Origin of the sequence: Actinoallomurus sp. NPDC052274, from assembly GCF_040679475.1 — a bacterium.
GTDB lineage: Bacteria > Actinomycetota > Actinomycetes > Streptosporangiales > Streptosporangiaceae > Actinoallomurus > Actinoallomurus liliacearum.
Genome location: NZ_JBFAUT010000092.1, coordinates 1 through 25,611 on the forward strand (window position 1 = coordinate 1; position 25,611 = coordinate 25,611).

At 70.6% G+C, this 25,611-nt stretch carries 28 protein-coding genes and 2 pseudogenes; 13 read left to right on the top strand and 17 right to left on the bottom strand.

Annotated elements, in window-relative coordinates:
- Positions 1–245: 245 nt before the first annotated feature.
- Positions 246–1,361 (bottom strand): alkene reductase, encoded by a 1,116-nt coding sequence (locus AB0K82_RS41750; RefSeq protein ID WP_364408438.1) that lies wholly within the window; start codon positions 1,359–1,361, stop codon positions 246–248.
- A 61-nt stretch (positions 1,362–1,422) separates the two neighbouring features.
- On the opposite strand from AB0K82_RS41750, the gene AB0K82_RS41755 reads away from it, so the two are divergent.
- Complete coding sequence (locus tag AB0K82_RS41755; protein ID WP_364408441.1) at positions 1,423–1,818, top strand: MerR family transcriptional regulator; 396 nt, start codon at positions 1,423–1,425, stop codon at positions 1,816–1,818.
- Positions 1,819–1,856: 38 nt separating this feature from the next.
- Here the strand turns inward: AB0K82_RS41755 and AB0K82_RS41760 are convergent, their stop codons facing one another.
- Positions 1,857–3,392: a transposase gene (locus AB0K82_RS41760; protein WP_364408443.1), complete on the bottom strand. Its 1,536-nt coding sequence runs from the start codon at positions 3,390–3,392 to the stop codon at positions 1,857–1,859.
- A 106-nt stretch (positions 3,393–3,498) separates the two neighbouring features.
- The gene (locus AB0K82_RS41765) at positions 3,499–3,969 is read right to left on the bottom strand and encodes a hypothetical protein (RefSeq protein WP_364408446.1); all 471 of its coding nucleotides are present in this window, start codon (positions 3,967–3,969) and stop codon (positions 3,499–3,501) included.
- Positions 3,970–4,226: 257 nt separating this feature from the next.
- Here AB0K82_RS41765 and AB0K82_RS41770 point away from each other — a divergent pair, with 257 nt between their 5' ends.
- The 4 genes from AB0K82_RS41770 (at position 4,227) to AB0K82_RS41785 (ending at position 8,390) form a co-directional block, all read left to right on the top strand.
- A complete protein-coding gene (locus tag AB0K82_RS41770) occupies positions 4,227–5,411 on the top strand; it encodes a hypothetical protein (RefSeq protein WP_364408449.1) in 1,185 nt (394 codons plus the stop codon).
- A gap of 178 nt (positions 5,412–5,589) precedes the next feature.
- Complete coding sequence (locus AB0K82_RS41775; RefSeq protein ID WP_364408452.1) at positions 5,590–6,501, top strand: aminoglycoside phosphotransferase family protein; 912 nt, start codon at positions 5,590–5,592, stop codon at positions 6,499–6,501.
- A 336-nt stretch (positions 6,502–6,837) separates the two neighbouring features.
- The gene (locus tag AB0K82_RS41780; protein ID WP_364408503.1) at positions 6,838–7,248 is read left to right on the top strand and encodes a YciI family protein; all 411 of its coding nucleotides are present in this window, start codon (positions 6,838–6,840) and stop codon (positions 7,246–7,248) included.
- Positions 7,245–8,390 (top strand): DUF6596 domain-containing protein, encoded by a 1,146-nt coding sequence (locus tag AB0K82_RS41785; protein WP_364408455.1) that lies wholly within the window; start codon positions 7,245–7,247, stop codon positions 8,388–8,390. The genes AB0K82_RS41780 and AB0K82_RS41785 overlap by 4 nt, the downstream gene beginning before the upstream one ends.
- A 239-nt stretch (positions 8,391–8,629) precedes the next feature.
- On the opposite strand, the gene AB0K82_RS41790 is transcribed toward AB0K82_RS41785, so the two are convergent.
- The 3 genes and pseudogenes from AB0K82_RS41790 to AB0K82_RS41800 form a co-directional block, all read right to left on the bottom strand.
- The gene (locus AB0K82_RS41790) at positions 8,630–9,400 is read right to left on the bottom strand and encodes a hypothetical protein (protein WP_364408458.1); all 771 of its coding nucleotides are present in this window, start codon (positions 9,398–9,400) and stop codon (positions 8,630–8,632) included.
- Positions 9,397–9,576 (bottom strand): hypothetical protein, encoded by a 180-nt coding sequence (locus AB0K82_RS41795; protein WP_364408461.1) that lies wholly within the window; start codon positions 9,574–9,576, stop codon positions 9,397–9,399. The genes AB0K82_RS41790 and AB0K82_RS41795 overlap by 4 nt, the downstream gene beginning before the upstream one ends.
- Positions 9,577–9,764: 188 nt before the next feature.
- Positions 9,765–10,022 (bottom strand): annotated as a pseudogene (locus AB0K82_RS41800) (Tn3 family transposase); the annotation flags it as partial.
- Between the two features lie 422 nt (positions 10,023–10,444).
- On the opposite strand from AB0K82_RS41800, the gene AB0K82_RS41805 reads away from it, so the two are divergent.
- Positions 10,445–11,374, top strand: coding sequence for an RNA polymerase sigma-70 factor (locus AB0K82_RS41805; protein WP_364408464.1), 930 nt, complete (start codon positions 10,445–10,447; stop codon positions 11,372–11,374).
- Between the two features lie 108 nt (positions 11,375–11,482).
- Here the strand turns inward: AB0K82_RS41805 and AB0K82_RS41810 are convergent, their stop codons facing one another.
- The gene (locus AB0K82_RS41810) at positions 11,483–12,142 is read right to left on the bottom strand and encodes a TetR/AcrR family transcriptional regulator (RefSeq protein ID WP_364408467.1); all 660 of its coding nucleotides are present in this window, start codon (positions 12,140–12,142) and stop codon (positions 11,483–11,485) included.
- Between the two features lie 113 nt (positions 12,143–12,255).
- On the opposite strand from AB0K82_RS41810, the gene AB0K82_RS41815 reads away from it, so the two are divergent.
- On the top strand, positions 12,256–12,654 hold the full coding sequence (locus AB0K82_RS41815; protein ID WP_364408470.1) for a Dabb family protein: 399 nt from the start codon (positions 12,256–12,258) through the stop codon (positions 12,652–12,654).
- Positions 12,655–12,681: 27 nt separating this feature from the next.
- Here the strand turns inward: AB0K82_RS41815 and AB0K82_RS41820 are convergent.
- A pseudogene (locus tag AB0K82_RS41820) lies at positions 12,682–12,858 on the bottom strand (NADP-dependent oxidoreductase); the annotation flags it as partial.
- A gap of 394 nt (positions 12,859–13,252) precedes the next feature.
- Complete coding sequence (locus AB0K82_RS41825) at positions 13,253–13,873, bottom strand: TetR/AcrR family transcriptional regulator (protein ID WP_364408473.1); 621 nt, start codon at positions 13,871–13,873, stop codon at positions 13,253–13,255.
- A gap of 75 nt (positions 13,874–13,948) precedes the next feature.
- On the opposite strand from AB0K82_RS41825, the gene AB0K82_RS41830 reads away from it, so the two are divergent.
- Positions 13,949–14,968 (top strand): NAD-dependent epimerase/dehydratase family protein, encoded by a 1,020-nt coding sequence (locus AB0K82_RS41830; protein WP_364408506.1) that lies wholly within the window; start codon positions 13,949–13,951, stop codon positions 14,966–14,968.
- 210 nt (positions 14,969–15,178) lie between these two features.
- Here the strand turns inward: AB0K82_RS41830 and AB0K82_RS41835 are convergent, their stop codons facing one another.
- Entirely contained in the window at positions 15,179–15,886 is a 708-nt protein-coding gene (locus AB0K82_RS41835; RefSeq protein ID WP_364408475.1) for an SDR family NAD(P)-dependent oxidoreductase, read from the bottom strand.
- A 102-nt stretch (positions 15,887–15,988) separates the two neighbouring features.
- On the opposite strand from AB0K82_RS41835, the gene AB0K82_RS41840 reads away from it, so the two are divergent.
- A complete protein-coding gene (locus AB0K82_RS41840) occupies positions 15,989–16,828 on the top strand; it encodes a helix-turn-helix transcriptional regulator (protein WP_364408478.1) in 840 nt (279 codons plus the stop codon).
- 33 nt (positions 16,829–16,861) lie between these two features.
- On the opposite strand, the gene AB0K82_RS41845 is transcribed toward AB0K82_RS41840, so the two are convergent.
- Complete coding sequence (locus AB0K82_RS41845) at positions 16,862–17,536, bottom strand: alpha/beta hydrolase (RefSeq protein WP_364408481.1); 675 nt, start codon at positions 17,534–17,536, stop codon at positions 16,862–16,864.
- A 94-nt stretch (positions 17,537–17,630) separates the two neighbouring features.
- On the opposite strand from AB0K82_RS41845, the gene AB0K82_RS41850 reads away from it, so the two are divergent.
- Positions 17,631–18,221 carry a TetR/AcrR family transcriptional regulator gene (locus tag AB0K82_RS41850; RefSeq protein ID WP_364408484.1) on the top strand — a complete coding sequence of 197 codons (591 nt, stop codon included), beginning with the start codon at positions 17,631–17,633 and terminating at the stop codon, positions 18,219–18,221.
- Positions 18,222–18,230: 9 nt separating this feature from the next.
- Here the strand turns inward: AB0K82_RS41850 and AB0K82_RS41855 are convergent, their stop codons facing one another.
- The 3 genes from AB0K82_RS41855 to AB0K82_RS41865 are packed head-to-tail and all read right to left on the bottom strand — an operon-like array spanning position 18,231 to position 19,782.
- Positions 18,231–19,199 carry a pyridoxal-phosphate dependent enzyme gene (locus tag AB0K82_RS41855; RefSeq protein WP_364408487.1) on the bottom strand — a complete coding sequence of 323 codons (969 nt, stop codon included), beginning with the start codon at positions 19,197–19,199 and terminating at the stop codon, positions 18,231–18,233.
- Positions 19,196–19,330: a hypothetical protein gene (locus AB0K82_RS41860; RefSeq protein ID WP_345348194.1), complete on the bottom strand. Its 135-nt coding sequence runs from the start codon at positions 19,328–19,330 to the stop codon at positions 19,196–19,198. The genes AB0K82_RS41855 and AB0K82_RS41860 overlap by 4 nt, the downstream gene beginning before the upstream one ends.
- Positions 19,331–19,356: 26 nt before the next feature.
- Entirely contained in the window at positions 19,357–19,782 is a 426-nt protein-coding gene (locus tag AB0K82_RS41865; protein ID WP_364408509.1) for a nuclear transport factor 2 family protein, read from the bottom strand.
- A gap of 592 nt (positions 19,783–20,374) precedes the next feature.
- Between AB0K82_RS41865 and AB0K82_RS41870 the strand changes: the two genes are divergently transcribed.
- Positions 20,375–21,049 (top strand): SUMF1/EgtB/PvdO family nonheme iron enzyme, encoded by a 675-nt coding sequence (locus tag AB0K82_RS41870; protein ID WP_364408489.1) that lies wholly within the window; start codon positions 20,375–20,377, stop codon positions 21,047–21,049.
- A gap of 50 nt (positions 21,050–21,099) precedes the next feature.
- On the opposite strand, the gene AB0K82_RS41875 is transcribed toward AB0K82_RS41870, so the two are convergent.
- The 3 genes from AB0K82_RS41875 to AB0K82_RS41885 form a co-directional block, all read right to left on the bottom strand.
- Entirely contained in the window at positions 21,100–21,747 is a 648-nt protein-coding gene (locus tag AB0K82_RS41875) for a class I SAM-dependent methyltransferase (protein ID WP_364408492.1), read from the bottom strand.
- 85 nt (positions 21,748–21,832) lie between these two features.
- Positions 21,833–23,296: an EamA family transporter gene (locus AB0K82_RS41880; protein WP_364408495.1), complete on the bottom strand. Its 1,464-nt coding sequence runs from the start codon at positions 23,294–23,296 to the stop codon at positions 21,833–21,835.
- The gene (locus AB0K82_RS41885) at positions 23,254–24,114 is read right to left on the bottom strand and encodes an MFS transporter (protein ID WP_364408512.1); all 861 of its coding nucleotides are present in this window, start codon (positions 24,112–24,114) and stop codon (positions 23,254–23,256) included. The genes AB0K82_RS41880 and AB0K82_RS41885 overlap by 43 nt, the downstream gene beginning before the upstream one ends.
- A gap of 213 nt (positions 24,115–24,327) precedes the next feature.
- Between AB0K82_RS41885 and AB0K82_RS41890 the strand changes: the two genes are divergently transcribed.
- Together AB0K82_RS41890 and AB0K82_RS41895 are read left to right on the top strand one after the other, a co-directional pair.
- Positions 24,328–24,954 (top strand): LysE family transporter, encoded by a 627-nt coding sequence (locus AB0K82_RS41890; RefSeq protein WP_364408498.1) that lies wholly within the window; start codon positions 24,328–24,330, stop codon positions 24,952–24,954.
- Between the two features lie 198 nt (positions 24,955–25,152).
- Positions 25,153–25,611, top strand: a 459-nt coding sequence (locus AB0K82_RS41895) for a MerR family DNA-binding transcriptional regulator (RefSeq protein ID WP_364408501.1), incomplete at its 3' end; no start/stop codon positions are given.

The following is a 25,611-nucleotide window of genomic DNA, read 5'->3' on the forward strand; positions in this document are numbered from 1 at the left end:
CGCGGTTGCGCAGCTCAGGGGGATAGGGGGACGGACGTGCCATGACTCGATCCTCTCAGGGAATCGAGCCTCCAACAGACCCGGGACGCTTCACTACGAGGCGGTGGGCGCGGTCCGAGGCCCCGGCCGGCCAGGGTGTTGAGAATCGTTCGATTCTCAACACCTCGCGGCCTGTGAACCGCCACCGCGCCGTCGCGGACACGTCAGCACTGGGGCTGGCTGGTGCACCGCCGCGGTGGCTGGTGTCATCTCCCTGCCCCGGTGGATTGCAGGGTTGGGTAGTCGGTGTAGCCGGCCTGGCCGCCCGTATACGTCACATACCCGTCCCGGACCGGGTTGATGGGGGCGCCGGTGCGGAGCCGTTCGACGAGGTCGGGGTTGGCCAGGAAGGGACGGCCCAGGGCGATCAGGTCGGCTCCTGCGGCCAGGAGCCCTTCGGCCGCGTTCCTACCGCCGTCAGCGGGGATCTGATCCAGGGGCAGCACTGGGTTGGCGATCAGCGTGCCGGGCCAGTTCGCGCGGATGCGCTGGAAGAGCGGCTTGTCGGGGTCGGCGAAGGCGATGTGCAGGTAGGCCAAGCCGTTGCCGGCCACGGCCGCGACAAGTGCCGGGTACAGGATGTCGGCGTCGTCGTCGGCGATGCCGTTGAAGGTGATGCCAGGGGATATGCGCAGGCCAACGCGCTCGGGGCCGATGGCTTCGGCGACGGCGTCGATGACCTCGACCACGAACCGGATGCGGTTGGCCACGGGACCGCCGTAGGCGTCGGTGCGGCGGTTGGTGTTCGGAGCCAGGAACTGGTGGAGGAGGTAGCCGTTAGCGCTGTGCACCTCAACACCGGAAAAACCCGCGTCGATGGCCCGGCGGGCGGCGGCGGCGAAGTCTTCCACGGTGGCCCGGATGTCCTCAAGCGTCATCTCCCGTGGCACGACGGCGCTTTGGCGGCCGCTGGGGGTGTGGATGGCCTCCGGAAGGGGGATCGGGGAGGGGGCGATGGGTGTCAGTCCGCTGTTGTCGGGGTGTCCGATGCGGCCGCCGTGCTGAATCTGCAGGAACATCGGCCCTCCGCCTGCGGCGTCCACCGCCTTGGTGACCTGCCGCCATCCGGCCACATGGGCGTCGGTGTGGATGGCGGTGATGTTCGGGTAGGTCTGCCCGACGGTATTGGGAGTGGACGCTTCGCCGATGATCAACCCGGCGGAGGCGCGCTGGGCGTAGTAGTCGGCCATGAGTGGCGTCGCACTACCGTCAGCGGTGGCGCGGTTCCGGGTCATCGGTGCCATGACCAGGCGATTCGCCAGGTTGAAGGAGCCGAGTCGGTAGGGAGCGAATAGGCGCGATCCGGCTGCTGTGTCCGTCATGCCGACACCATAGAATGTGACATCAATGTCAGATTCAAGCTCGGGCGGTGTGAGGTGTGTCATGCGGATCGGTGAGCTGTCCCGGCGTACCGGGGTGAGTGAGCGGTCCTTGCGCTACTACGAGACGCAGGGCCTTTTGACAGCGGGACGCACGCCTGGCGGCCACCGCGAGTACACGGACGGTGCCGTTGACCGCGTTGCACGGATCCAGGAGTTGTATGCCGCAGGGCTGTGCAGTTCCAAGATCGCGCAGTTGCTGCCGTGTATGCGGGACTCCGACGGTGGGCCGGCTGCGACCGCTGACGCGCGGTTGACCATCGACCTCGTTGTCGAGCGGGAGCGCATAGATCGCCAAATCCAAGATCTGCTCCGCTCTCGGGATGTGCTGGACGAGGTGATCATCACAGCTGCGGGCCGCCCCCGATCCAGCACGGACCAGGGCAAAGACCAGCAGTAGGCGCTTCACTTGTGCCAGGGCTCGTGCTGCCAGAGTCGTCAGGCGGCGGTGAGGTCCAGCCGGGCGTCCATGTCCAGGCGGAAGCGTCCGTAGGGGTTGATGTGCGTCCAGAACAGCGGGCTGAGTCCTCGACGGTCTTCGGGGGTGAGTCGCTCGGCCCATTCCGAATCACGCAGGACGGCTTGGATGAGCTGGGTGTTGACGTAGACGAGCGAGGACTGCAGCAGGTGCAGGGCGAGCATGGACACTTCGGCGTGTTCGCGGTCTTCGCCGGTGAGCACGCCGTCCTTGCCGTAGAAGATCTTGTCGTTGGCGCCGTTCCAGTTCTCCACGACCTGCGGGCTGCTGTTGATCTCGCGGCGTAGAGCTTCGTCGGCGAGGTAGTCACAGGCGAAGATCGTGCGGACGGCGCGGCCGAGTTCTTCTATGGCCAGGTAGACCGGCTGTTTGGGGCCGCCCTTGGTGAAGCGGCGCAGGACCTGCTCGGCCTCGGCGGTGCCTAGCCGGAGCGCGGTGGCGTATTTGATCATCTGGTCGTAGTGGTTGGCGATCAGCTCCCAGTTGATCGGCCGGTTCTTGATGATGCGTTCCAGCTTCGACCAGGTGGCCGGGCCCGCCTCGGGCGAGTACAGGCGGGTGGAGCCGGTGTTTTTCAGCTGGGGCAGGAGCTTGAAGCCGAGGAGTTCGGTGAAGGCGAACCCGACCACGCTGGCGCCGTGGGTGTTGGTGTAGTTCGTCTCGATCTGCGCGTCGGTGCAGTGCCGCAGCAACCCTTCGATCATCGCGGCGACCTCGGAGGAGGAACACGATTTGAGCTGGGAGCAGATGCAGGCCCGGCCCCGTTCGACGTGCCAGTAGATCATGACGCCGTAGTTGGCGTAGCGGGCGTGGAACTCCGTCATCAGGTTCGACTCCCAGGAGCCGAACCGTTTGGAGTCCGACGCCGTGGTGGTCGCCTCACCCCACCATTCGGCCTGGCGGACGGCCAGGGTCTCGTTGACGACCCGGGCGATCGCGGCCCGCAGGTTCTCGCGAGTGATGTGGCTGGCCCGCACCCGGCGTAGCGCGCCCTCGTCCTCCCCATGCTCGCCGGTGGCGGCGATCTGCCTGATCCCCATGTTGGTGCCGAGGGCGAACAGGCACAGCAGCGGTCGCCGGCGCAGCGTCTCCTTGTCCAGGGCCTCGCGGGTGGCGACCGAGGTGAACTCGTCGGTGAAGCCGGTCAAGAACGCGGTGTCCTTGAGGATGTCGAGCAGGTCGATGGTGCCCCACCGCCGCTGGACCTCGGCCTTGAGCGCAGCCAGGTTCTTGGGCTCGGGCAGTTTCTCCAGCTTCGGCACGCTCACCCACGGCTGCCCCTTGCGGGTGATGACCCGCACCCCACCGGCCGTGTCCTTCGCGAGGGCGTCGTTCAACCGGTCCAGCCCCGAGCCCATCCGGCTCTTCAGATCGGTGATGAACGCCGCGGCGTCGACGGGCTTGGCCAGCGCGGCGTAGTGGACGTCGCGGTTGTCCTCTCGTTGGCCACGGTAGGCCGGAAAGCTTCGCACCGAGGACGCCAGCTCGAACGCCACGTCCGCCGCAGATACCAACGGCCGCCGCACCTCATGGTGCTCGCCGTCGAGAAACACCACTTCGAAGCCCGCTGCGTTCGAACATCGACCGTTCTGCGACGCAAGCTCAGCTCGAAGCACAGATCAGCTCCAGGTCCTGCTGAGACAGCACCATCGCATCGATCTCACTGCGCCCTTCAACGGCCGCCTTCACGAGGCGATGGAAGCCGTCCAAGACCACCAGCCGGCCGTTGTACTCGACCAGGTGGATCGGATACCCCAGGTCACACGCCATCACCCGCGCGAAGTGATCCGGATAACGCTGCGGATCCTCACGCACCTGAGCGGGCGTGACCTGGAAACGGACGCCGTCCGACTGCCACAGCGGCAGCTCCAACAACCACGCCAGATCCGCCACCGCGACCTTCCGGACCGGCAGTTCCAACTTCCAGAGCCGCTCGATCCGCCACGGAACCAACGGCAACGTCTCCTTGATCACCGCCGGCATCATCGCCTGCAACTCATCCCACGAGACCCGCGGCGCGACCCGATCGCTGCCCACCCGTCCCCTCCCGACCCACCCCATGGCGATCACCATCTCTGGCGATCCTGACAGGCGCGCTCCCAGCCCCGCATCAGATTCACTGAGTCGGCATCAGATAGCCGACACGCCGCATCTGGTAGTTCGCGCCCGCATCAGATGGGCTGCGCCAGGACAACACCGATCACCTGACTCCGGTCGACCGTGGCTCAGCGTAACTTGCGGGAATCATCATTCCCGTGGGTTAGCGCGATGTTTTTCTAGGACTTCTTATTTTCTAGAAACAGAAAAACAGAAAATGCTAGGGTGCTGCCGTGACGATCTCGAGCGCCCAAGATGCCGACGCGAACGAAACACAGTCGGCGGAGCGGCCCTGTCGCTACTGCGGGCGTCCGGTCCCCCAGCGGACCGGACGGGGGCGGCCGCGTGCGTACTGTCCGGACGGCGACTGCCAGGCCCGCGCCAAACGCGACCGCGAGCTGCGCCGCGCGGTGCCCGGCCTCGAAGGGGCGCTCGCCCGCGCCGAAGACCTCTACGACCGCATGGAGCAGGGCCTCACCGCCGCCCTCGCTCCCCTCGCGTCCGCGCTGGAGTCCGAGCTGTCCCCGCGCGGCGTCGAGGCCCGGCTGAGCGCCGAGCGCGCGCAGGCGCAGGCTCGGGTGGCCGCCGCCATGGCGGCTCGGGAAGAGGCGACCCGCCTCGCCGAGCAGGCTCAGCAGGCCGCCGCGGACGCCGACGCCCGCGCCGCGGCCGCCGAGCAGCGGACGGAGGAGGCCGAGCGTGGCCAGGCGGAGGCTCGGAACGCCGCCGATCACGCGCGCGCTGAGGCCGAACGCGTCCAGGCAGAGGCGGCGGACCTGGTGCGTCAGGCCGAGGACACCGCCGAGGAGACGGCTCGGCGGGCCGCTCAGGAGATCGAGAACATCCGCCGGACGGCCGCCGAAGACGTCGAGCGCGCACGAGCCGAGGCCGAACGCGCCCGGCGGGACGCCGAGACCGCGCGGCGCGCGCAGGCCGAGGCCCTGGCCGCTGCCCAGCGCGCCGAAAGCGAGACCGAACAGGCCCGCGCGCGATTGGAGGAGGCTCGGGCCGAGCTCGCCGAGGCGCGGACCGTGGCCCTACAGGCCGACCGGGACCGGACGGTCGCCCACGCTCGGGCGGAGGTCGCCGAGGCCGGCCGGGAGCGCGCCGAGACCAGGGCTGCCTCCGCCGAGGCCGAGCGCGCCACCGCCGTCGCCGTACGGGACGCTGCCCTCGCGGACGCGGACCGGATCCGTGCCGAAGCCGCCGAGGCCCGAGCGGCCGCTGAACGCCTGCGCGGTGAGCTGGAGGAGGCGCGCCTGCGGTTGAGTGCCGAACACGCCCGCGTCCGTGACCTGGAACGCGACCGCGCCGCGGCTCGCGCCGAGGCGGACGCCCAGCGCGAACGCGCCATCACCGCCGAACTGCGCGCCCGCCACGAGGAGCAAGGACGGACCCGGGAGGAACATCGGGACTGATCCGCGGTGCCGCCGCCTCCGCCGGTCCCCCAGCCTCGAACCCCACGGCTCCCCCGTTGGAGATCGTTCTCAGCGCCAACGGCTGTACCGATGTTTCCCCGAGGCCGGGAACGGGCGTTGCGGCGGACATTCCGGGAGTGAGTGCCCGGTCCGCCTGCCTCACGTACTGTGACTTCGCATGGCCGACCCCGAGATCGAGATCACCGCAGAGCTGGTGCACGAGCTTCTCAAGGACCAGCATCCGGACCTTGCCGGGCTGGCCGTCCGCGAAGTAGCGGGCGGCTGGGACAACCAAATGTGGCGCCTTGGGGATGAGTTGGCCGTGCGCATGCCCCGTACGGAATGTGCCCCGGACCTCCAGCGCAAGGAGTGCCGATGGCTGCCCGACCTGGCCCCGCGCCTGCCGCTCCCGGTTCCGACTCCTGTGCGGATCGGTGAACCGTCCGCGCGCTTCCCGAAGCCCTGGAGCATTATGACGTGGGTGCCCGGCGAGCCACTGGACTACACCTCGATCAGCCGCGGCGACCACGCGGCCGACACTCTGGCGGGCTTCCTCAGAGCGCTCCACGTGGAGGCACCCGCCGAGGCGCCGGCCAGTTCGGACCGCGGCGCTCACCCCAAGGAGTGCACGGACGGCTTCGAGAAGTTCTTGCGAGCCGTTGCCCCCGGCGGCATCGCCGCCGACATCCGGGCCGTCTGGGACGTCTGGAACGATGCTGTTGCGGCCCCCGAGTGGGAGGGCCCGCCAGTATGGGTGCACGGTGACCTCCATCCCGCGAATGTCGTCGTCTCGGGCGGGACGCTCTCGGGCGTCATTGATTTCGGTGCCATGTTCGCCGGCGATCCGGCATGGGACCTCGCGGCCGCGTGGCTGCTCCTTCCCGCGGGCGCGGACTCACGGTTCTTCGAGGCGTACGCGCATGCGGACGAGGCGACCATTCGACGCGCCCGAGGGTTGGCCGCTCTGAAGAGCCTTTTCCTCATTCTTATGGGCCAGAACGGGGAGAGATGCCTTCCTGGCGGCAAGCCGACCTGGGGACCCGCAGGTCGGGCGGCGCTCGATCGTGTTCTGACATCCGGCTCGGGCTGACCCTCTCCCACATGGGCGCGGCTCCCAGACGGTGACGCCGTCTTGCCGCGATCCGTGTGTCTCGTCCTACTCCGGGATGATCGCTATGGCGTCGATCTCCACGAGAGCACCCGGGCGAGCATGTCCTGCGGTGGAGACGACCGTGACGGCTGTGCGGGTCCGGAGCTCAGGAAACGCTGCCGTGCGCTGGCGGAGAGACTCCTGTCGGCCGGTGCGGCGATCTCGCCGGTGCCGGACGTGGAGAAGTCATGAGCCTCGGGTGTCGAGAATGTGGCGCCGGCTCCGTCCCAGGGACAAGAGCGGCCACGAGGGGCCGCGCGACGACGAAGGAGAACCATCGTGAAGTACCTGCTGCTGAAGCACTACCGAGGCGGCCCGGCCCCCGCTGTGGACTACGTGTCGATGGACCAGTGGACGCCGGAGGAGGTCGACGCGCACGTGCGGTTCATGCGCGACTTCGCGGCCCGCTTGGAAGAGACGGGTGAGTTCGTCGACGCCCAAGCCCTGACGCCCGAGGGCACGTTCGTGCGGTATGACGGCGAGGGGCGCCCGCCGGTGACCGACGGTCCGTTCGCCGAGACGAAGGACCTCATCGCCGGCTGGTACATCATCGACGTGGAGTCCTGGGATCGCGCGGTCGAGCTGGCCGGGGAACTGTCCGCCGCTCCCGGGCCCGGCGGCGCGCCCATCCAGGAGTGGCTCGAGGTCCGGCCGTTTCTCACCGATTCACCCACGGTGACCGAGTGAAGGAGCCGCTGCTGCGGGAGCTCGTGCCCGCGGTGATCGGTGTCCTCGTCCGGCGCGGAGCCGACTTCGCGTCGGCCGAGGATGCCGTGCAAGAAGCCCTGATCCGGGCGCTGGAGACCTGGCCGGACGATCCACCGCGCGATCCGAAGGGATGGCTGGTCGCGGTCGCGTGGCACAGGTTCCTCGACGCCGCCCGTGCCCAGGCGTCGCGGCGGGGCCGCGAACTCGCCGTACACGCCGAGCCTCCCGCAGGTCCGGCGCCCGCCGCGGACGACACGTTGCGGCTCTACTTCCTGTGTGCGCACCCCACCCTGCCGCCGGCCTCGGCCGTCGCCTTGACGCTGCGCGCGGTCGGTGGCCTGACCACGCGGCAGATCGCGGCGGCGTACCTGGTCCCCGAGGCGACGATGGCGCAGCGGATCAGCCGGGCCAAGCGGCGGATCGCGGGGCTGACCCTCGACCAGCCCGGCGATCTCGGGACGGTGCTGCGCGTGCTGTACCTGGTCTTCAACGAGGGATACGGCGGAGACGTCGAGCCGGCGGTCGAGGCGATCCGCCTCACCCGCCAGCTCGACGCCTTGACCGGCGAGCCGGAGGTCGCGGGGCTGCTCGCGCTCATGCTGCTGCACCATGCGCGCCGCGCCTCTCGCACCGGCCCGGGCGGTCGCCTGGTGCCGCTCGGGGAGCAGGACCGGTCGCGCTGGGACACCGGCCTGATCACCGAGGGGGTGACGATTCTGCAGGCCGCATTGGCCCGCGACCGGCTGGGCGAGTACCAGGCGCAGGCCGCGATCGCCGCCCTGCACGCGGACGCCCGGACCGCCGCGGAGACGGACTGGGTGCAGATCGTGGAGTGGTACGACGAACTGGTGCTCCTCACCGGCAGTCCGGTGGTGCGGCTCAACCGCGCGGTGGCGGTCGGCGAGGCCGACGGACCGCAGGCCGGCCTGGCGGCACTGGCCGGTGTGAGCCCCGACCTGCCCCGTTACGCCGCGGTGACGGCATACCTGCACGAACGCGCCGGCGACCTCGAGCACGCCGCCGAGCTGTACGCCGAGGCCGCCCGCGCGGCCACCAGCATGCCGGAACGCGACCACCTCACTCGAGAGGCCGCACGGATGCGGCAACTGCTGCGTCCGTGAGTGCGGCGTCGCCCTCTCGCCAGGCCGCTCGCGCGCCGACCCTCACCTGGTGCGGTCTTGCGCGCCCGGGTGAGGTCCGTGCGGAAGCTGAGTGCAGGAGCCGGGCATGTCGAGGGTGACCGGCAGTTCCGGGGCCGGGACATCCTCACGGCCGGTGGGGGTGCGCTCGATGACCAGGTCCCGCGCGGCCGGCAGGATCCGTTCCAGGTTTGGCGCCGGCGCCGTGGTGGCGGACGTGGTCAGACGATGCGGGTGCAGAGGGTGCGGCCTCGGATCTCCCAGTGGACCCTTCTGCCGCCCGGCGGGCGGGCACCGATGGTGAACGCGGTGATACGGAGGATGAAGTCGTACTCGCCTGGAGCGGAGCCGGCCCCGCAGGGCCACGACGTCATCAGATCCGCGTTGTTGATGGCGACCGAGTTCTCGTTCTCCCCCTTTGTGGCCAGGAAACAGTCACCCGTACGGAACTGCCGCTGCACGCAGAGGGCGATCTCGTTCGCGTCCTCGCCGTGGCTCCACCACAGTTCCCCGTCCAGATCGGCGCCGTGCCTGTTGCACTTGGAGGAGTCGTCGACCACCTTGAGCACCTTCAAGTAGGCGTCGGAGCGGCCGCAGGCGACCGCGCGCGGTTTGCTCCTGCTCCACTCGCCGGACGGACGCTTGTAGGCGTCCAGGCAGTCGCCCGCCGATATCTTCTCGAACGCCTTGCGGGTGGGATCGGATGTGGGGGTGGGGGTGGCACTGTCGGTGGCGCTCGCGGTCTCGGACGGCTGAGGCGCGGATGTCGGGGAAGGCGGGGGCTGCTGGGGAGTGGTGATGGTCTTGGAGGTGGCCGGTGCGTTTCCGTCGTCCTCGCTGGCCCAGGCGGCGAAGGCGACCAGCAGGACGCCCACGACCGCGGCCATCGGGAGCTTCATTCGTCCGAGCGGCGGGAACCGCCAACCGTTCCCCGGCGCGTCCTGCGGCGGGGGCGCCAGCACCTCGGTCTCCGCCACCCGCGTGGCGATCATCGTGCTGCGGGCTCCGGCAGCGGAGCGTCCCCGCCCTCGGCGAGCGCGGAGCAACGTTCGAGGAACGCGTCGAGGCCGGGCCGGTCGTCCGGATCCTTCTCCAGGCCGGACGCGATCAGCGGGAGCAGCGGCTCCGCGTCGCGGTGTTCGTAGACGGGGGGTCTGAGGTGTTCCATGCCTCGTCACGGAGGGTAGGCCGTGCTGTGGCTGTGCGGCCCCGGCGCCGGCTACGTCACCGGCATTGCGCTCCCCGCCGACGGGGTACGGCGCCCCATGAGTCGGCCCGGCGAGACAGCGCGGAAACCGCATCCCCCGGCGGCCGGGTCTGGAACGGCCGCAACTCCGAGCCTGCGTCGTCGCGGGTGAAAGCGTAGCGGCCCAGGAAGTTGATGTGCTCGTGGGCGATCGGCGAGAGCCGGGCGCACATCTCGTCGGTGGTGGGGAACCCGCCGGCGCCGATCTGTTCGGCGGCGGCGTCCAAGTAGAGGGTGTTCCACCACACCACGGCATTCAGGGCCAGGCCGAGCGCGCCGAGCTGGTCCGCCATCCCCTCGCGGTAGCGCTGGCGCAGCTGCCCGAGGTTGCCGAAGGCGATGCGGCACGCGAGGCGGTGGCGGCTTTCCGGCGACGGTGTGGCGGGGCATGTGGTCCAGCGGGCCATAGGTGGCGCGGGTGTTGGTGCACCACGGCCCGGTCGAACAGCGCCCGCGGTCACTCGGTCCTCGACCACGCCCGCGCCGCCACGTGGCGGCGCACCTCGGCCTCCCTCTCGGCGAAGTCCCGCTACCCCAGCAGCTCACGGATCTGCCAGGAATGCTCATAAACCGTCTGCCCGCGCCGCCCGTACTCAGCGAACACCTGCGGTCGACACCGACCGGGCCGTCAGGTCCGCGCGGAGCGCCACGCGCGCGCCGTCGGTCCTCCCGGTCCCTGTGACAGCACGGTGATGTGACCTACGCCATCGACCCCTGGATGTCACAGAACGACGGCGACCGGCATCTGATGCGTGTGGCACAGTCGACAGCGAACAGGCAGGAGCCGACCATGAGCGAGCACGGCAAGCCGACGGACACAGCAGACCCGCTCGCCGGCGGCGACCGAACCGACGCCGCCACCGAGGCGTTCGTGACCCACCGCAACCTGCTGTTCACCGTCGCGTACGAGATGCTCGGCTCGGCCGCCGACGCCGAAGACGTCCTGCAGGAGACCTGGTTGCGGTGGACGGGCGTCGATCTCGACACGGTGCGAGATCAGCGTGCCTACCTGGTCCGGGTCACCACCCGCCAGGCACTCGGCCGGCTGCGTACGCTCCGTCGCCGCAAGGAGGCCTACGTCGGCCCGTGGTTGCCCGAGCCGCTGCTGACCGCGCCCGACGTGGCCGAGGACGTCGAGCTGGCCGACAACCTTTCGATGGCGATGCTGCTGGTACTGGAGACGCTCGCGCCGACCGAGCGGGCGGTGTTCGTGCTGCGTGACGTGTTCGACCTGGACTACGACGAGATCGCCGAAGCCGTCGACAAGAGCCCGGCCGCGGTCCGCCAGATCGCCCACCGTGCACGCGCACACGTCGCCGCCCGCCGACCGCGCGGAACCGTCTCCCCGGCCGAGACCCGAGGCGCGCTGCACGCGTTCCACCAGGCGATCGAAACCGGCGATCTCCAACGTCTGCTCGACATCCTCGCGCCCGACGTCGTCTTCCTCGGCGACGGTGGCGGACTCGCGCAGGCAGCGCTGGAGCCCATTGTGGGGGCCGCCCGGGTGGCCCCTCTGGCCGCCGGGTTGAGCAGGTTCGGCGCTGCGTCGCTGCAGCCGACACAGGTCAACGGCTATCCGGCGCTGGTTCTCCGGCTCGACGGCGAGGTCGACACCGTCATGGCGATGCGCGTCGACGACGGTCTCATCACCGGGCTCTACGCCGTACGCAACCCCGAGAAGCTGTCGCGCATGGAGCGGGAGACCGCCCTGCGCCGCTGAGCCCAGAACCCCGGAAACGAGTGCGCGAACGGCACCTCCACCCGCACGTCGCCGGCGACGGCGCGATGAAGTCCTCCCCCGGCGCGTTCCGCCGGCGCCGCCGACGCGTCAGGAGGGATCCACGGGGGTCGCGCGGTATGCCCGCAGGAAGGTGTCGACGGCGGCGGCCGCCACGGCACGGGTCTCCGCGGCGCTCACCTTCCGGCTGCCCAGTTGGGAGCGGGTCTCCATCGGACCGGTGAGCAGCGCGAGGAACTGCTCCGCCGCCTGCGTTGGGTCGCACGGGCGCAGGTGCCCGGACAGGCACAACCGCGCCAGCCGGTCGGCCAGCCCCTCGGCGAGCCGGCCGGAGGTGCGCCGATGCACGACCTCGATCACGTCAGGGAAACGGTTGAGTTGGGCGAAGGCGAGCCGCCGTAGGGCGCGGGAACGCTCGTCGCAACAGATCCGCAGCATGCGGTAGGCGACGTCCTCCATGGCGGCATGAAGGTCGTCGCCGGCGTCACGCATCCGGTCGACGACAGCGAGGTTGTCCGCCATGACGGCGTCGGCCGCGGCCTCGATCGCGTGCCGGAACAGATTCTCCTTGTCGCTGAGGTGGTTGTACACGGTCGGCTTGGCGACGCCCGCCACCTCAGCGATCTCCTGCACACCCGCCTGCTCGTAACCACGACGGGCGAAGACGGTGAAGGCGGCGTCCAGGATCGCCACCCGTTTGTCGATCCGGCCACGCGGGGCCGACCGCTTGGTGGAAGCCGTGTCCGTCACCCTCACAGGCTACCAATCAGGACGATCCACTGAACTCTCCGGTTCACCATCCCGGTGATCTTATGTATCGTTCGGCTCAAGCAAATGAACCAGCGAGTTCAATAGAGAGACCTGTGCTCGTCAACCTGCTGCGATTCGCGTTCCGGGACGGGACGACCGACGAGGAGAGAGCCGAGGTACTGGCCGCCATGCGGCGCACGGCGACGGTCGAGTCGGTGTCCTTCTCGACCGTCGGACAGGACCTGGGAGATCCGGCAGAGGGCTACACGCACGTGTACTGCGCCGCGGTCGAGGATCTCGCGGCGCTCGAGCGTTACATGTACGACCCGGTGCACCTGGAGGGCGACCACCTCATCATCCCGCGCCTGGCGCGGCTGTCCGCCGTGCGCTTCTCGGACGACCCGGACCCGGAGTTGGCGGCGAAGATCGTGGCCATGCATCTGAAGAAGGTCGCGACATACCCCGAATGGGGCGAGTTGCTGAACGCGATTCCGGACGTACAGGTCGCCTGACCGGGCACAGTGGCAGACCCGGTCGTACAGCTCCCGCAGGAAGCCGTGTTCGTCCCCACGCGCGGTGCCGATGACGTACGCGCCGTGGGCCTTGGCGATCTGCACCGCGAGGTGGCCGATCCCACCGGCTGCCGCGTGGACGAGCACACGCTGCCCCGGCCGGATCCGGACCACGCGCACGAGGGGCTGCCAGGCCGCGAGGCTCACGGTGGGCGGTGCGCACGAGGTCCAGACCCGGCGGGACGGGCCTGGACGACGCAGGCCGGTGCTCTCCCGTTACCAGGCGTCCTGCTCCCGAACGTGACCCCAGCCCCAAGTAGCGATGAGGTAGATCACGGTTGCGGTTCGTGATCGTCACGAGTCGGTTGTGCCGGGCGTAGCGAGTACGCCACCGCGCTGCGGCCGGCCACCGCCGAGGCCGAGCAGGTGCTGCGGCGCTTCACCCGCGGCGGCCCCAAGCATTCCACCTACCGGGCCATCGAGGAGGTCGGCCGCATCGAGCCTTGGGCGGCACGCGCTGAAGTGAGCGCGGACCGGGCACGGCTGCGTTGGGGCCGGCGAGTGAGGCTGCGCTGCCACGACGTGGAGCCTTCGTCGATTACCGCCGATCTCTGGGGTGTACATCGACGAGCCGGAGCATCGCGGGGAGCAGGTCGCTCGTCAACGGGTCGGCGGCTTCCTCGTCGATCGCTCCCTCCAGTGCGAGGGTGGTATAGCCGTGCACGAGCGACCACACCGCGTAGCTCTGCACCAGCGCGGCACCCTCGGCCGTCTGCGCGGCATCCGTGCCGCGCAGGACGCGATCCAGGGCGCGCAGGGCGCGGTGCTTATACTCGGCCAGTTCTGGATCGTTGTAGTCGAACTGCGTCATGCGCCACATGAGGTCGAACAGGGCGCGGTTGTCCCGCGCGAACGCAACGTATGCGAGTGCGAGCGCCGCCACCCGCTCGCGCACATCGCGCCCGGAGAGCTCCACCGCCTCGAGGCGCTCGCACAACTGGCGGTAGGCGCGCGTGGCGAGCGCGCCGAGGAGCCCGCTTGTATCGCCGAAGTGGTACTTGGGCGCGGACTGCGAGACGCCGGCCCGTCGGGCTGCCTCGCGCATGCTGAAGCCGGCGACGCCGCTCTCGGTCAATACGTCCAGCGCGCTGTCGAGCAGCGCCGCGCGCAGGTTGCCGTGATGGTAGCGATCACCGGTCCTGGACTCTTCGGTCACCATGATGCCTACATCTTGACAGTGAGTAGATCGTCCGTAAACTGCTCACTGAGAAGATAGCAGGTCGATGGGGTGGATATGGCGGACAGAGTTCTGGTCACGGGCGTCTCAGGGTTCATCGGTGGTCACATCGCCGCAGAGCTTCTGCGCCGCGGGTATGCGGTCCGCGGGTCGGTACGGTCCCCGGCCCGCGCCGACGAGGTGCGCGCTGCGATGGCGACCGCGGGCGCGGACGACACCTTGCTTGAGATCGTGCAGCTCGAGCTCCTCTCGGACGAGGGCTGGGCGGCCGCGACCGCAGGGTGCCGTTTCGTGCAGCACGTTGCTTCCCCCTTCGTCACGACGAAGCCGAAGGATCCCGATGATCTGATCCGTCCTGCCGTTCAGGGCACGACCAGGGCGATCGATGCCGCGCTCGATGCGGGCGTGGAGCGCGTGGTGGTCACTTCTGCCCTCGCGACGGTGCAGTACGCCCCGGCGCGAAAGGGTCACGTCTTCACGGCATCCGATTGGACTCCGCTCGAGCAGCGTGGTCTCGGCGCCTACGTCACCTCGAAGGTCCGGGCCGAGCGCGCGGCGTGGGACGTCACCGAGCGACGCGGCGCACGCGACCGCCTCGCCGTCATCAACCCGGGCGGGGTCATCGGCCCGCTTCTCTCCGACGACCCGGGAACCTCGGTCACGGCGATCCAGCAGATCATGGCAGGTGCGCTGCCGATGATTCCCGACCTGCGCCTTCCGTGGATCGACGTGCGAGACGTCGCCGACGCGCATATCGAGGCCATGACCGCCAAGACGGCGGGCGGCAGCCGCACGATCGTCGCCACCGATCCGTCATCGCTGATCGAGGTCGCCGCGGTGCTGCGGGAGAGGCTGCCCGAGGCGAGCAGGAAGATGCCCACCCGCGCGATGCCGACCTGGCTGACCTGGGCCGCGAGCATGTTCGAACCTCAGCTTCGCGACAACCGATGGCTCATCGGCTTGACGCAACGCTTCGACCGGGGACCCGCCGAGGCGCTCCTCGGCCGGCCTCTCCGCTCGATACCCGACACGATCGAGGAGACCGGCCGCAGCCTTGTCGAGCACGGACTCGTCTGATCCCGCATCCGCTCTCGGCCGGAGGTTCCATGTCTCACGGTAGTGCGCGGCTGACCGTCCACGGTCGGCTGCTGCCTCGGATCCTGCGCCGCCGGTTTTTCACCCGGGCGATCAACTACTTCACCGATCACGTCATCTGTTAGATGAACGCCCGCCCCGTCATCACAGACCGCCGCTTTGGGGCTGGGGACACGTTCGGGAGCAGGACGCCTACCAGGGAAGAGTGCCCTCGGCGTCGAAGTAGCCGCCGGTCGGGCCGTCGGGGCCCACCTGCGCCATGCGCACGATGATCTCGGCGCCCTCCTCCACCGTCTGGGTGCCCGTGTGACCGTTCAGGTCGGTGGCGGTGTAACCGGGCTCGACGGCGTTGATCCGCATGGTCGGGAACGCCTTGGCGTACTGCACGGTGACCATGTTGACCGCGGTCTTCGACGCCGGGTAGGCGACTCCCGGGTACGCGTACGTCGGCGTGCCCTCGGCGGTGACCCTCGTCAGCGAGGCCAGGCCGCTGCTGACGTTGACCACGACCGGGGCCGCGGACCGCTGCAGCAGCGGCAGGAAGGCGTGGGTGACGCGCACGACGCCGAAGACGTTCGTCTCGAAGATCTCCCGCATGACGTCCGCGGTCACCTCCGCGGCGCCGACCACTCCCCCGTCCTGCGTCCGCCCTTCGATGCCGGCGTTGTTGACCAGTACGTCCAGGCCGCCGTCGGCCTCGATCGTCTTGGCCGCCGCGGCGACGGACGCGTCGTCGGTGACGTCGAGGAGGACCGCCCGCGCGCCCAGCCGCTCGGCGGCCCGGCGACCGCGTTCGGCGTCCCGGCTGCCGATGTAGACGGTGTGGCCCGCGGCGATGAGTCGACGGGCGGTCTCGTAACCGAGTCCCTTGTTCGCTCCGGTGATCAGTGTTGTCGTCATGTCTCCAGGCTGCCGCCGCGTGCCGGCGACACCCAGCCGTCCCGTCTTCCTGGGACCACCGGTACCAGGCAGGTCCTCGGCCGGCCGTGCACACTGGTGGACATGACCACGACGGAGTTCGGGCGGACGGTGCACCGCTGGCGCGACCGAGTCTCACCCGAGGTCGCCGGGCTGCCCGCCGGTGGGCAGCGGCGCGCGCCCGGCCTCCGCCGCGAGGAACTGGCGCTGCTGGCGGGGATCTCCGTCGACTACGTCACCCGTCTCGAACAGGGCCGCGCGGCCAACCCGTCCGCGCAGGTCGTCGAGGCCCTCGCCAGGGCCCTGCGGCTGTCGGGCGACGAGCGGGCCCATCTGTTCCGCCTTGCCGGACTGGCGCCGCCGGGCCCCGACACGGTGCCCGCGTACATCACCCCGAGCGTCCAGCGGATGCTGGACCGGCTGGCCGGGACGCCCGTGGCGGTCTACGACGCGTCCTGGACACTGCTCGTTGCCAACCCGCCGTACGCGGCCTTGATGGGTGACCCGTCCGGCTGGCGGGGCAACGAGCGCAACGGCGTGTGGCGGAACTTCCTCGGCCACGAGGGCCGGACCCGGCAGACGCCGGAGTCCCGGCGCGCGTTGCAGGCCGCTCTGGTCGCCGACCTGCGCGCGACCGCCGGCCGCTACCCGGGCGATCCGCGGCTCCGGCGGCTGGTGGCGGACCTGCGCGCGCACAGCGAGCGGTTCGCCGAGCTGTGGGACTCCGGTGCCGTCGGCCGCCACGAGGCGGCGCGCAAGACGATCGACCATCCGCAGGTGGGCACCCTGACGCTGGACTGTGACGTGCTCACCGTGGCGGGCAGCGACCTGCACATCATGATCTACACGGCCGAGCCCGGCACGGAGGACGCCGAACGCCTGGCCCTGGCCACCGTGCTGGGCACTCAGGCACTCGTCGGCTGACCGCCACGGCGGCGGCCGTGGCCTCCCCGTCGGTCAGCCCGGCTCGGCGGCCTCCAGCAGGACCTTCAGCAGGTCCTGCGGTGCGTCCCGCATGAGGTTGTGCCCGCCGTCCAGCGCGTACGTCGTCCACGCGGGGTCCTCGCGGAGCCGCCGGTAGACGGGCGTGAACGGGGAGGGCCCGGCCCACCCGGCCGCGTACACGTAGACCCTGCGCCGGAGGTGGGCCAGGTCGCCGGTGAGCCGCAGGGGCTGCATCAGTGAGGCGAGCGGATGGGGCGTGGCCCGCGTGTCGAAGAACGGCAGTGGCCGTACGCCGTAGCCGGTGTCGGTGACGTCCGTGTACCACCGCCGCTCCTCATCGGTGACCAGTGACCAGCAGGAGTCGCCGTTGCCGGGCACCATGGCGTCCAGGAAGACGAGGGTCCCGACCCGGTCGGGCGCGCGGTCGGCCATCCCGGTGATCACCATTCCCCCGTAACTGTGGCCGACGAGCACCGCGTCCTCGATGTTCTCCGCGTCCAGCACTCCGACGCCGTCCCGGATGTGCGTGTCCAGGTTGACTCCTCCGTGCAGCAGATGACCGCGCTCGGCGAGCCCGGTCAGCGTCAGCGGGTGGACGCGGTGACCCTCCGCGCGAAGCCGCCCGGTGAGCTCCTCGAAACACCATCCCCCATGGCACATGCCGGGGATGAGGACATATGTCGCCACAGTCGTGCTCCTCCATGACCGAACCCAAAGATCGAACCGATCGGTACGATCGTTTAATCGTAACCGGGATGGAACCGGTCGGTACTATCCATGCATGCCGGTTCCCAAGGGCTCGACCATCGACCCGGCGCGGACTCGCGCCGCCATCCTCGAAGCGGCCACTCCGGTGCTGTACGAGCGCGGCCTCGACGGCATCGGCGTCGCCGAGCTGTGCACCCGTATCGGGGTGTCCAAGGAGACGCTCTACCGGCACTTCGGCACCAAGGATGGGCTGGTGCGGGCGATGCTGGAAGAGCGGAGCGAGCGGGTGACCCGGTGGCTGGCCGACGCCGTCGCGGCCGCCGGACCGGACCCCGCCCGCCGGCTCACCGCGGTGTTCGAGGCTCTGCAGCAGTGGTACGACGACCCGGTCTTCCGCGGTTGCGCGATGCTCAACGCCGCCGCCCAGCACCACGTGGAGACCGTACGCGCCATCACGGCCCGTCATCTGGACCGCTATCTCGAGCTCCTCACCGACATCGCCGAGCGGGCCGGAGCCGCCGCCCCACGGGCTCTGGGCCGGCAGTTGCTCATGCTGGTCGAAGGCGCGACGGTCGTGGCCGCCCACCACGACGCCGCCGGCGCGGGTGAGCACGCCCGTCAGGCCGCGCTCACCCTCCTGTCCGCCGCCTCCGGGACCGGTTGACCGAGGCGGTCAGCCGCCGCAGAGCTCGGCGAAGCGCCGGGCGCCGATGTTGCCACCGGAGACGATCACACCGACGCGCGGCGGGATCGGGGCGATACGGCCGGCCAGGAGGGCGGCCAGCGGAGTCGCACCGCTCGGCTCGATGACGATCTTCATGCGTTCGAAGGCCAGCCGCATCGCCTCGCGGATCTGGTCGTCGGTGACCAGGGCGATCTCGTCGACCAGCCGCCGGTTGATGGAGAAGGTCAGCTCGCCCGGGATGTCCGCGGCCTGGCCGTCGGCGATCGTGCGGGGCACGGGGATGGACACGCGCCGGCCCGCCTCCAGGGACCGTCTGGTGTCGTCCCCCGCCTCCGGCTCCACGCCGATCACGCGGATCGCCGGGGTGAGGCCCTTGGCGGCCGTCGCGCTGCCGGCGATCAGCCCGCCGCCGCCGACCGGGACCACCAGGGCGTCGAGTTCGCCGACCTCCTCGATGAGTTCGAGCGCGGCGGTGCCCTGTCCCGCGATGACGTGCGGATGCTCGTAGGGCGGGATGAGCGCCAGGCCGCGGTCGGCCGCCAGGGCCTCGCCGATGGCGACCCGGTCGCCGGTGTACCGGTCGTACGTGACGATCTCCGCGCCGTAGCCGGCGGTGGCGTCCATCTTCGACTTCGGGGTGTCCTCGGGCATGAGGATCACCGCGGTCGTCCCGAGTTCGCGCGCGGCGAGGGCGACGGCCTGGGCGTGGTTGCCCGAGGAGTACGCGGCGATGCCCTTGGCCAGTTGCTCCGGCGTCAGCCGGGAGGCGGCGTTGTAGGCGCCGCGGAACTTGAACGCGCCGATCCGCTGCAGGTTCTCGCACTTGAGGAAGACCTCGGCGCCGACGAGCGCGTCCAGGGTGCGGGAGCGCAGCACCGGGGTACGGTGCGCGACGCCCTCGATCCGGGCGGCGGCCGAACGGACGTCTTCCAGGGTCACCGGGGATGTGTCGGTCATGCTCCGTCTTTCTGCGAGGCGATGGCACCGGGCTCGGCGCCGTCGGGCGAGGCCGCGGTCCGGGCCTCGGCGAGATGGTCGTAGGTGGACGCCCGGGAGATGCCGAGCCGGGCGGCGACCTGCCGCGCCACCCCGCGTACGGCGAGGATCTTAGACCTCAGTGGACCGGGAGGAGGGCGCCGCGCTCCTCGGCGGGGCGGGGCCCGAAGATCCTCCGGTCGGCCTCGGCGATGCGGACGTCGTTGATGCTGGCCTCGCGGCGGCTCATCAGACCCTCAGGCGTGAACTCCCACAGTTCGTTGCCGTAGCTGCGCCACCACTGACCGGTCGCGTCGTGGCATTCGTACTGGAAGCGCACCGCGATCCGGTCGCCGTGGAATCCCCACAGCTCCTTGCGGAGGGCGTAGTCGAGTTCCCGGTCCCACTTGTCGCGCAGGAAGGCGATGATCGCCGGCCGGCCCGTGATGAACCGGTCGCGGTTCCGCCAGACCGAGTCCTCGGTGTAGGCGAGCGCCACGCGTTCGGGATCACGAGTGTTCCAGGCGTCCTCCGCGGCCTGGACCTTCTCCGACGCGGTCTCCATCGTGAATGGCGGGAAGGGTGGTCGTGCGGTCAAAGCGGCCTCCTCGAACGATCGGACGCGCTTCTCCTAACGACAGTAGCTCCCGAGTCTCGTTTGAAACGCTAACGTCCGCCTTCACCGCCGATAAGCCGGTGCGCCTGCTGAAGGACCTTCGCTCGCCCGCCGGGAGGGGCACCTGCGGGACACGACGCCACAAGAGCGCCGTCAGCATGAGGCGATGCCCGTGATGCCGAAGCCGGCGCCGTGGAAGGCGACGTGAGCCCGGTGGGTCACCCCCATGAACCGGTAGGTGACGTCTTGTGACCCCGCGGTGGCGACGTTGTCGTGATCGTTCGGCCCTGGACATCCTCTGGGTCGCAGAACGATGCTGAGCAATCGGAGATCCCCTGGACGGACCTCCGGAAGGGTCGGTCGGCCGGGCCGCCGTGGGCATCGCCCATGAGGACCCTGACCATCGGAGCCCGGGTGCCGAACGGCGTGCCGAGACGAAGGACGTCGACGGAGAATTCCCATGGGCGCTGAGCATGGCCGACACCGAGACGGTCATATCGGGCTCGTCCGCCGGCCGCGGGCATGGTGGGATTGGGCGATCATGGAACGCGAATCAGTCGTCGGTCTGGTGGACATCCCCGGCGGACAGGTCGTGCTGCGGGACGAGGGCACGAAGCGGAGCTGGGAGGTCGAGGTCGCGGCCTTCCGGCTCGCCGCTCACACGGTGACCTGGGACCTGTACCGGGAGGTACGCGGCGGAGGACCGGTGGCGGACGCCCGGCCGCGCACGCCGGTCACCGACGTCTCCTGGAGGGAGGCCGTCGAGTTCTGCAATCGCCTCTCCCGGGCGGCGGGGCTTCGACCGTGCTACTCCGGGGGCGACGACGTCGACGGGCTGGACGTCGTCTGGGACCGGGACGCCGACGGTTACCGGCTGCCGACCGAGGCGGAGTGGGAGTACGCCTGCCGGGCCGGGACCACGGGCGTCCGGTACGGCGAGCTGGCCGAGATCGCCTGGTACCGCGCGAACTCCGGCGGCGTGGTGCACGAGGTCGGGGCCAAGAAGCCGAACGCCTGGGGTCTCCACGACATGATCGGGAATGTGTGGGAATGGTGCTGGGACCTCTACGATCCCGCCGTCTACGGCCCGTACCGCGTCTTCCGCGGCGGGGGCGCACACGACCGCACCTGGGGCTGCCGGGCCTCGTCCCGGCGCAAGAGCCACCCCACCTTCCGTATCGATGACCTCGGGTTCCGCCTCGCCCGGTCGCGGTGAACCCCGGTGCTCGACCGGGGTCCCGCCCTACCGGGCGTCGTCGCCGGCCGTCACGCGCCGGCCCGGTGGGCCAGCAGGTAGGCGCGGCGGGTGTCCACCTCACCGGCGTAGGGCACGCGCTCGGCGCGCGTCTCGACCGTGAATCCGGCCGCCTCCAGTGCCCCGGCGACGTCGGCGGGTTCGAGGAACCGGAAGTCGATGTCCACCGAATGACCCCACCATTCGTCCAGGTGCCGGATCTCCGTGCCGATATGGAAGGACAGCAGGAACAGCCCGGCGGGGCGCAGCGCCCGATGGACCTGCTCGAAGGCGCGGGACAGCTCGGTGGGGTGCAGGTGGATGATCGAGTAGAACGCCACGGCCGCGCCGAACTCACCGGCCGCGGCCGGCAGCGCCAGTAGATCCCCTTCGCGGAACTCGACGGCCGGATACTCCCGGCGGCCGACCTCGACCATCGCCCCGGACAGGTCGACGCCGACCGCGCGTACGCCGTGGTCGGCGAGCCAGCCCGCGACGTGCCCCGGGCCGCAGCCCAGGTCGGCGATCGGCGCGTCCCGGCCGGCCTGCTCGATCAGGGACGTCAGCAGCGCCCGGTCCAGCGGCTTGCCCGCGAGCTCGTCGCGGAATCCCGCGAAGTAGTCCTCGGCCACCGCGTCGTAGCCGCGGCGGACGGAGTCGTGGCCTCCATGATCTTCCACGGCCGACAGCATCGCACGAGGCTCGCACGGCGGGGGCCGCAGGGGCGGAACCGGTCGAGGTCCGCGGGCACGTGCCGGGCCGGTCTCAGGAGGCGGTGTCCGGAGCCTCCTCCATCCTGCCGAGCATCTCGCCGAGCCACGCCCGCTCGGCCGAGGTGGTGGCCCGGGCGATGTGCTGAATACCGGATCGGAACGGAGACGTGAGCTCGTCCTGGCGCAGCACACGGTCGTCGTGGACGAAGAATCCGCGTCCCGGGTCGTCCAGGAACTCCAGACGCCGGCGGAGCACCGTGGCCTGCGCCTGCTTGGACGGCAGCAGATGCAGGAAGGCCAGCAGAACGAAGTACTTGTTGCGGTCGGTGATCTCCAGCTCGTCCGGCTCGGTGAGGCGACGCCGGAGTTCGGCCTGTCCCTCATCGGTCAGCTCGAAGACCTGACGAGCCGGTCCCCCTGAGCCGGGTTCGGGACGGCGCGTCACCAGGCCCTGCCGCCGCAGTCGCTGCAGCGCGGGGTACAGGGAGCCGTCGCTGACCGGCCGTACGTGCCCCACCAGCACGGTGATCCGCTTGCGCAGCTCGTAGGCGTGCATCGCGTGCTCGGAGAGGAATCCGAGGATCGCGAGTTCGAGGATGGCGCGCACCTCCCGACGGGCGCTCGGCCGCGCGGTCGCACGGGACAGGACGCCGAACGCCATGATGGCCGCCAGTACGACCCCGGCCGCCGCCGACTGTAGCGATGATAGGTGCTCGCCCAGGACGATCGCCCCGAGAAGGACGGAGACCACCGGCGCGGCGAAGGAGACGAGGGAGGCGCGTACGGCGCTCACTCGCTGCATGAGGACGGTGTTGGCGAGCCAGCCCAGTCCGGAGCACACGACGCCGAGGAGGACGGTGGCCAGCCACGGGCCGGGCCGCCAGGTGATCCGGGACAGGTGCGCGGCGGCGAACGGCGCGGCCATGACGGTCGCCACCGTCATCTGCGCACAGGTGAGGGTGAGCGCGTCGTCGTGCCGGAGGCGGCCGCGTACGAGCAGGTTGCCGGCCGCGTAACCCACCGCGGCGGCCAGCGGGAGCACCGACCAGACGGTGAACCCGCCGGGCGCACCGGTCGTCAGCAGCGCCGTCCCGCCCAGGGCGACGGCCAGGCACGCCGCTTGGTACGGGCGCAGGCGCTCCGCGGGCAGCAGGACATGGCCGCCGACGGCGATCCAGATCGGCGTGCCGGCCAGGAGCAGCGCCGTCACGCCGCTCGCCACATGGTGTTCGCCCAGGCTGATCAGGACGGAGGGGAGTGCGGCGCTGCACGCTCCGACGGCGAGCGTCTCGCCCGGCTTGGCGCACAACAGTCCGGCGACGTCGGCGGCCGCCCGCGCCGGGCCGCGGCGCACGGCCATGACCGTCAGGAGGGTCAGGCCGGCGAGCGCGAAGCGGACGCAGGTCAGCACGTCGGCGGGAAGCGCACGCCCGGCGACGGAGATCAGCAGGAACGGGACGCCGAGCGTCAGCGTCACCCACAGGCCGAGCAGGCCGGTCGACCAACGACGAGACACGGAACGACACTAGCTCGATTCGAGGTAGTACGGAAGGCGCCTTCGTTCGGCGGTCTCGGGGACGGCGACGGCGAACAGCGTGAGCGGCCGGTGCCACGCGTCAGGTCGGCGATCACCAGGGGGAACAGCGCGTCGAAGATCCCGGCGCCCACACCGTCGAGGACCTGAACCGACAGCAGGTAGAACGCGTTGTCCGACAGCGTGAACAGCGCCCGCCACGCGGAGGGCCGTTCCCCGGGCTCGGCGTGCGGCCGGAACCCTCGCGCCAGATCGTTGTCGATCAGCCGCCCCCTGATCGAGCACGCGGCAAGAACGGCCCCGAGTCCGAGCAGGCCGATCAGCCAGAAGACCGCACGGGAGGTCAGGAGGTATCCCACCGCTCCGGCCACGAGGGCGGCGACCACGTTGCCGCCATGATTGAACGCCTGGACCCGCCCCATGCGATAGGTGAACCGTTCCGGCCCCACCAGGCCGAGAGCGATCGCGGCCAGCGCCGGTGGGAACACCGCGGCCGCCATGCCGCTGACGACCAGCGTCATGGTCACCACCGGAAACGTCGGCGCCAGGGTCACGACGACTGCCGCGACGGAGACCAGGGCGGCCGCGCCGATGATCCAGGCTCGTTTCCGACGGGTTCGGTCGATCGCCGCGCCCGCCGGCGTCTGCGCGACGATCGTGGCGAGGCCGGCGATCGTCATGACGAGGCCGATCCCCGCGGGATTCCAGCCGTGGATCGTCACGAGGTAGACGGCGACGAACGGGCCCAGCCCCGACTGGACGTCCGCGAGGGGTCGCTCCCCCGTTCGTTCGTGCGGGATCGCCTCTGGCGATCGTCATGGTACGGGCGGTCACGCGTCGCGGCTGTTCGGGGGCGTCGCGTGGGCCGAAAACCGGTTGCCGGGCGGGCCGGACGGCAGGCACGATCCGCACATGACCACGACCAGCGCCGTACTGCCGCCGACCACCGCCGTCCGACCGGTGCGGGTCCAGCGGCAGCAGGGCCGGCCACGGAGGCCGATCGCCGCCCGGCCGTGATCGCCGCCCTGGTCGCGGGACTGCTCGCCGGCTACGGCATCGCGGTCCCCGTCGGAGCGGTCGCCGCCTACCTCATCGCGCTGACCACCCGGACGTCCTTGACGACCGGCGCGTGCGCCGCGCTCGGCGTGGCCACGGCCGACGGCCTGTACGCGCTGGTCGCGACGGTGGGAGGCTCCGCCGTCGCCGCCACGATCCGGCCGGTGCTGGTTCCGCTGCGCTGGTGTTCGGCCCTCGTACTGATCGTGCTGGCCGTCCGGGGACTGGCCGGGGCGGTGGCCCGGTACCGCGAACGCGCGGCACCCGCTCGGGCCGCCGGGCCGCCGATGGGTCCCGGCCGGGCCTACCTGGGACTGCTGGCGATCACGATGCTGAACCCGACCACCGTCGTCTACTTCGCGGCGCTCGTGCTGGGCGGCCAGAACACGGTGGCCGCCGACCAGCCGCGCCGGGCGGTGTTCGTCCTGGCCGCCTTCGCGGCGTCCGCGAGCTGGCAGTTGCTGCTGGCCGGCGGCGGCGTGCTCCTCGGCCGGGCGCTGACCGGCGCCCGGGGGCGGCTCGTCACCGCGCTCGTCTCCAGCCTGGTGATGACCGCCCTGGCCCTGAACCTGCTCATCACCTGACACCGGGCCATCGACGGGCCGGTGTCCTCCGCCGAGCCGTCAGTGACCCGGCGCCCGGCGTCGAGACGCGGCGACTCGGGGCTGCCGGGCCGGCGGATCATGCCGGGTACGCGGCCGTACTCTTCACCTCATGACCGGGCGAAGCAGGGGAATCGATCGGCACGGCACCATGGTCATGGGACCGACGAAGGAGGTCCCATGACCGAACTTGGCGGGCGGACGGGGCTCCGCTCCATCGATCTGGCGCGCCTGGCGGGTGTCTCGACACAGCAGATCCGCAACTATGAGGAGGCGGGCATCCTGCCGCCCGCCACGCGAACCGCCGCCGGCTACCGCCGGTTCGAGGACCGGCACCGCCACGCCCTGCTCACCTACCGAGCGCTCATGAGCGGGTACGGGCTCCGTGCCGCTCAGGCGATCATGCGGGCGGTGCACGCCGAGGACCTGCCCCGGGCGCTCACCCTCGTGGACGCCGAGCACGCGGCGCTGCACCAGCACCGGTCGTCCCTCGACACGGCGAGCGAGGCCCTCGAGGCGCTGGCCCGGCAGGCTCCCGACGTGGCGCCCGGCCCGACCGCACCGCCAGGATCGACGTCGGCTGGTCCTTGTACGACTGGACCTGCACGGCCGGCTTCTTCTGCTGCACGCAGGTCTGCG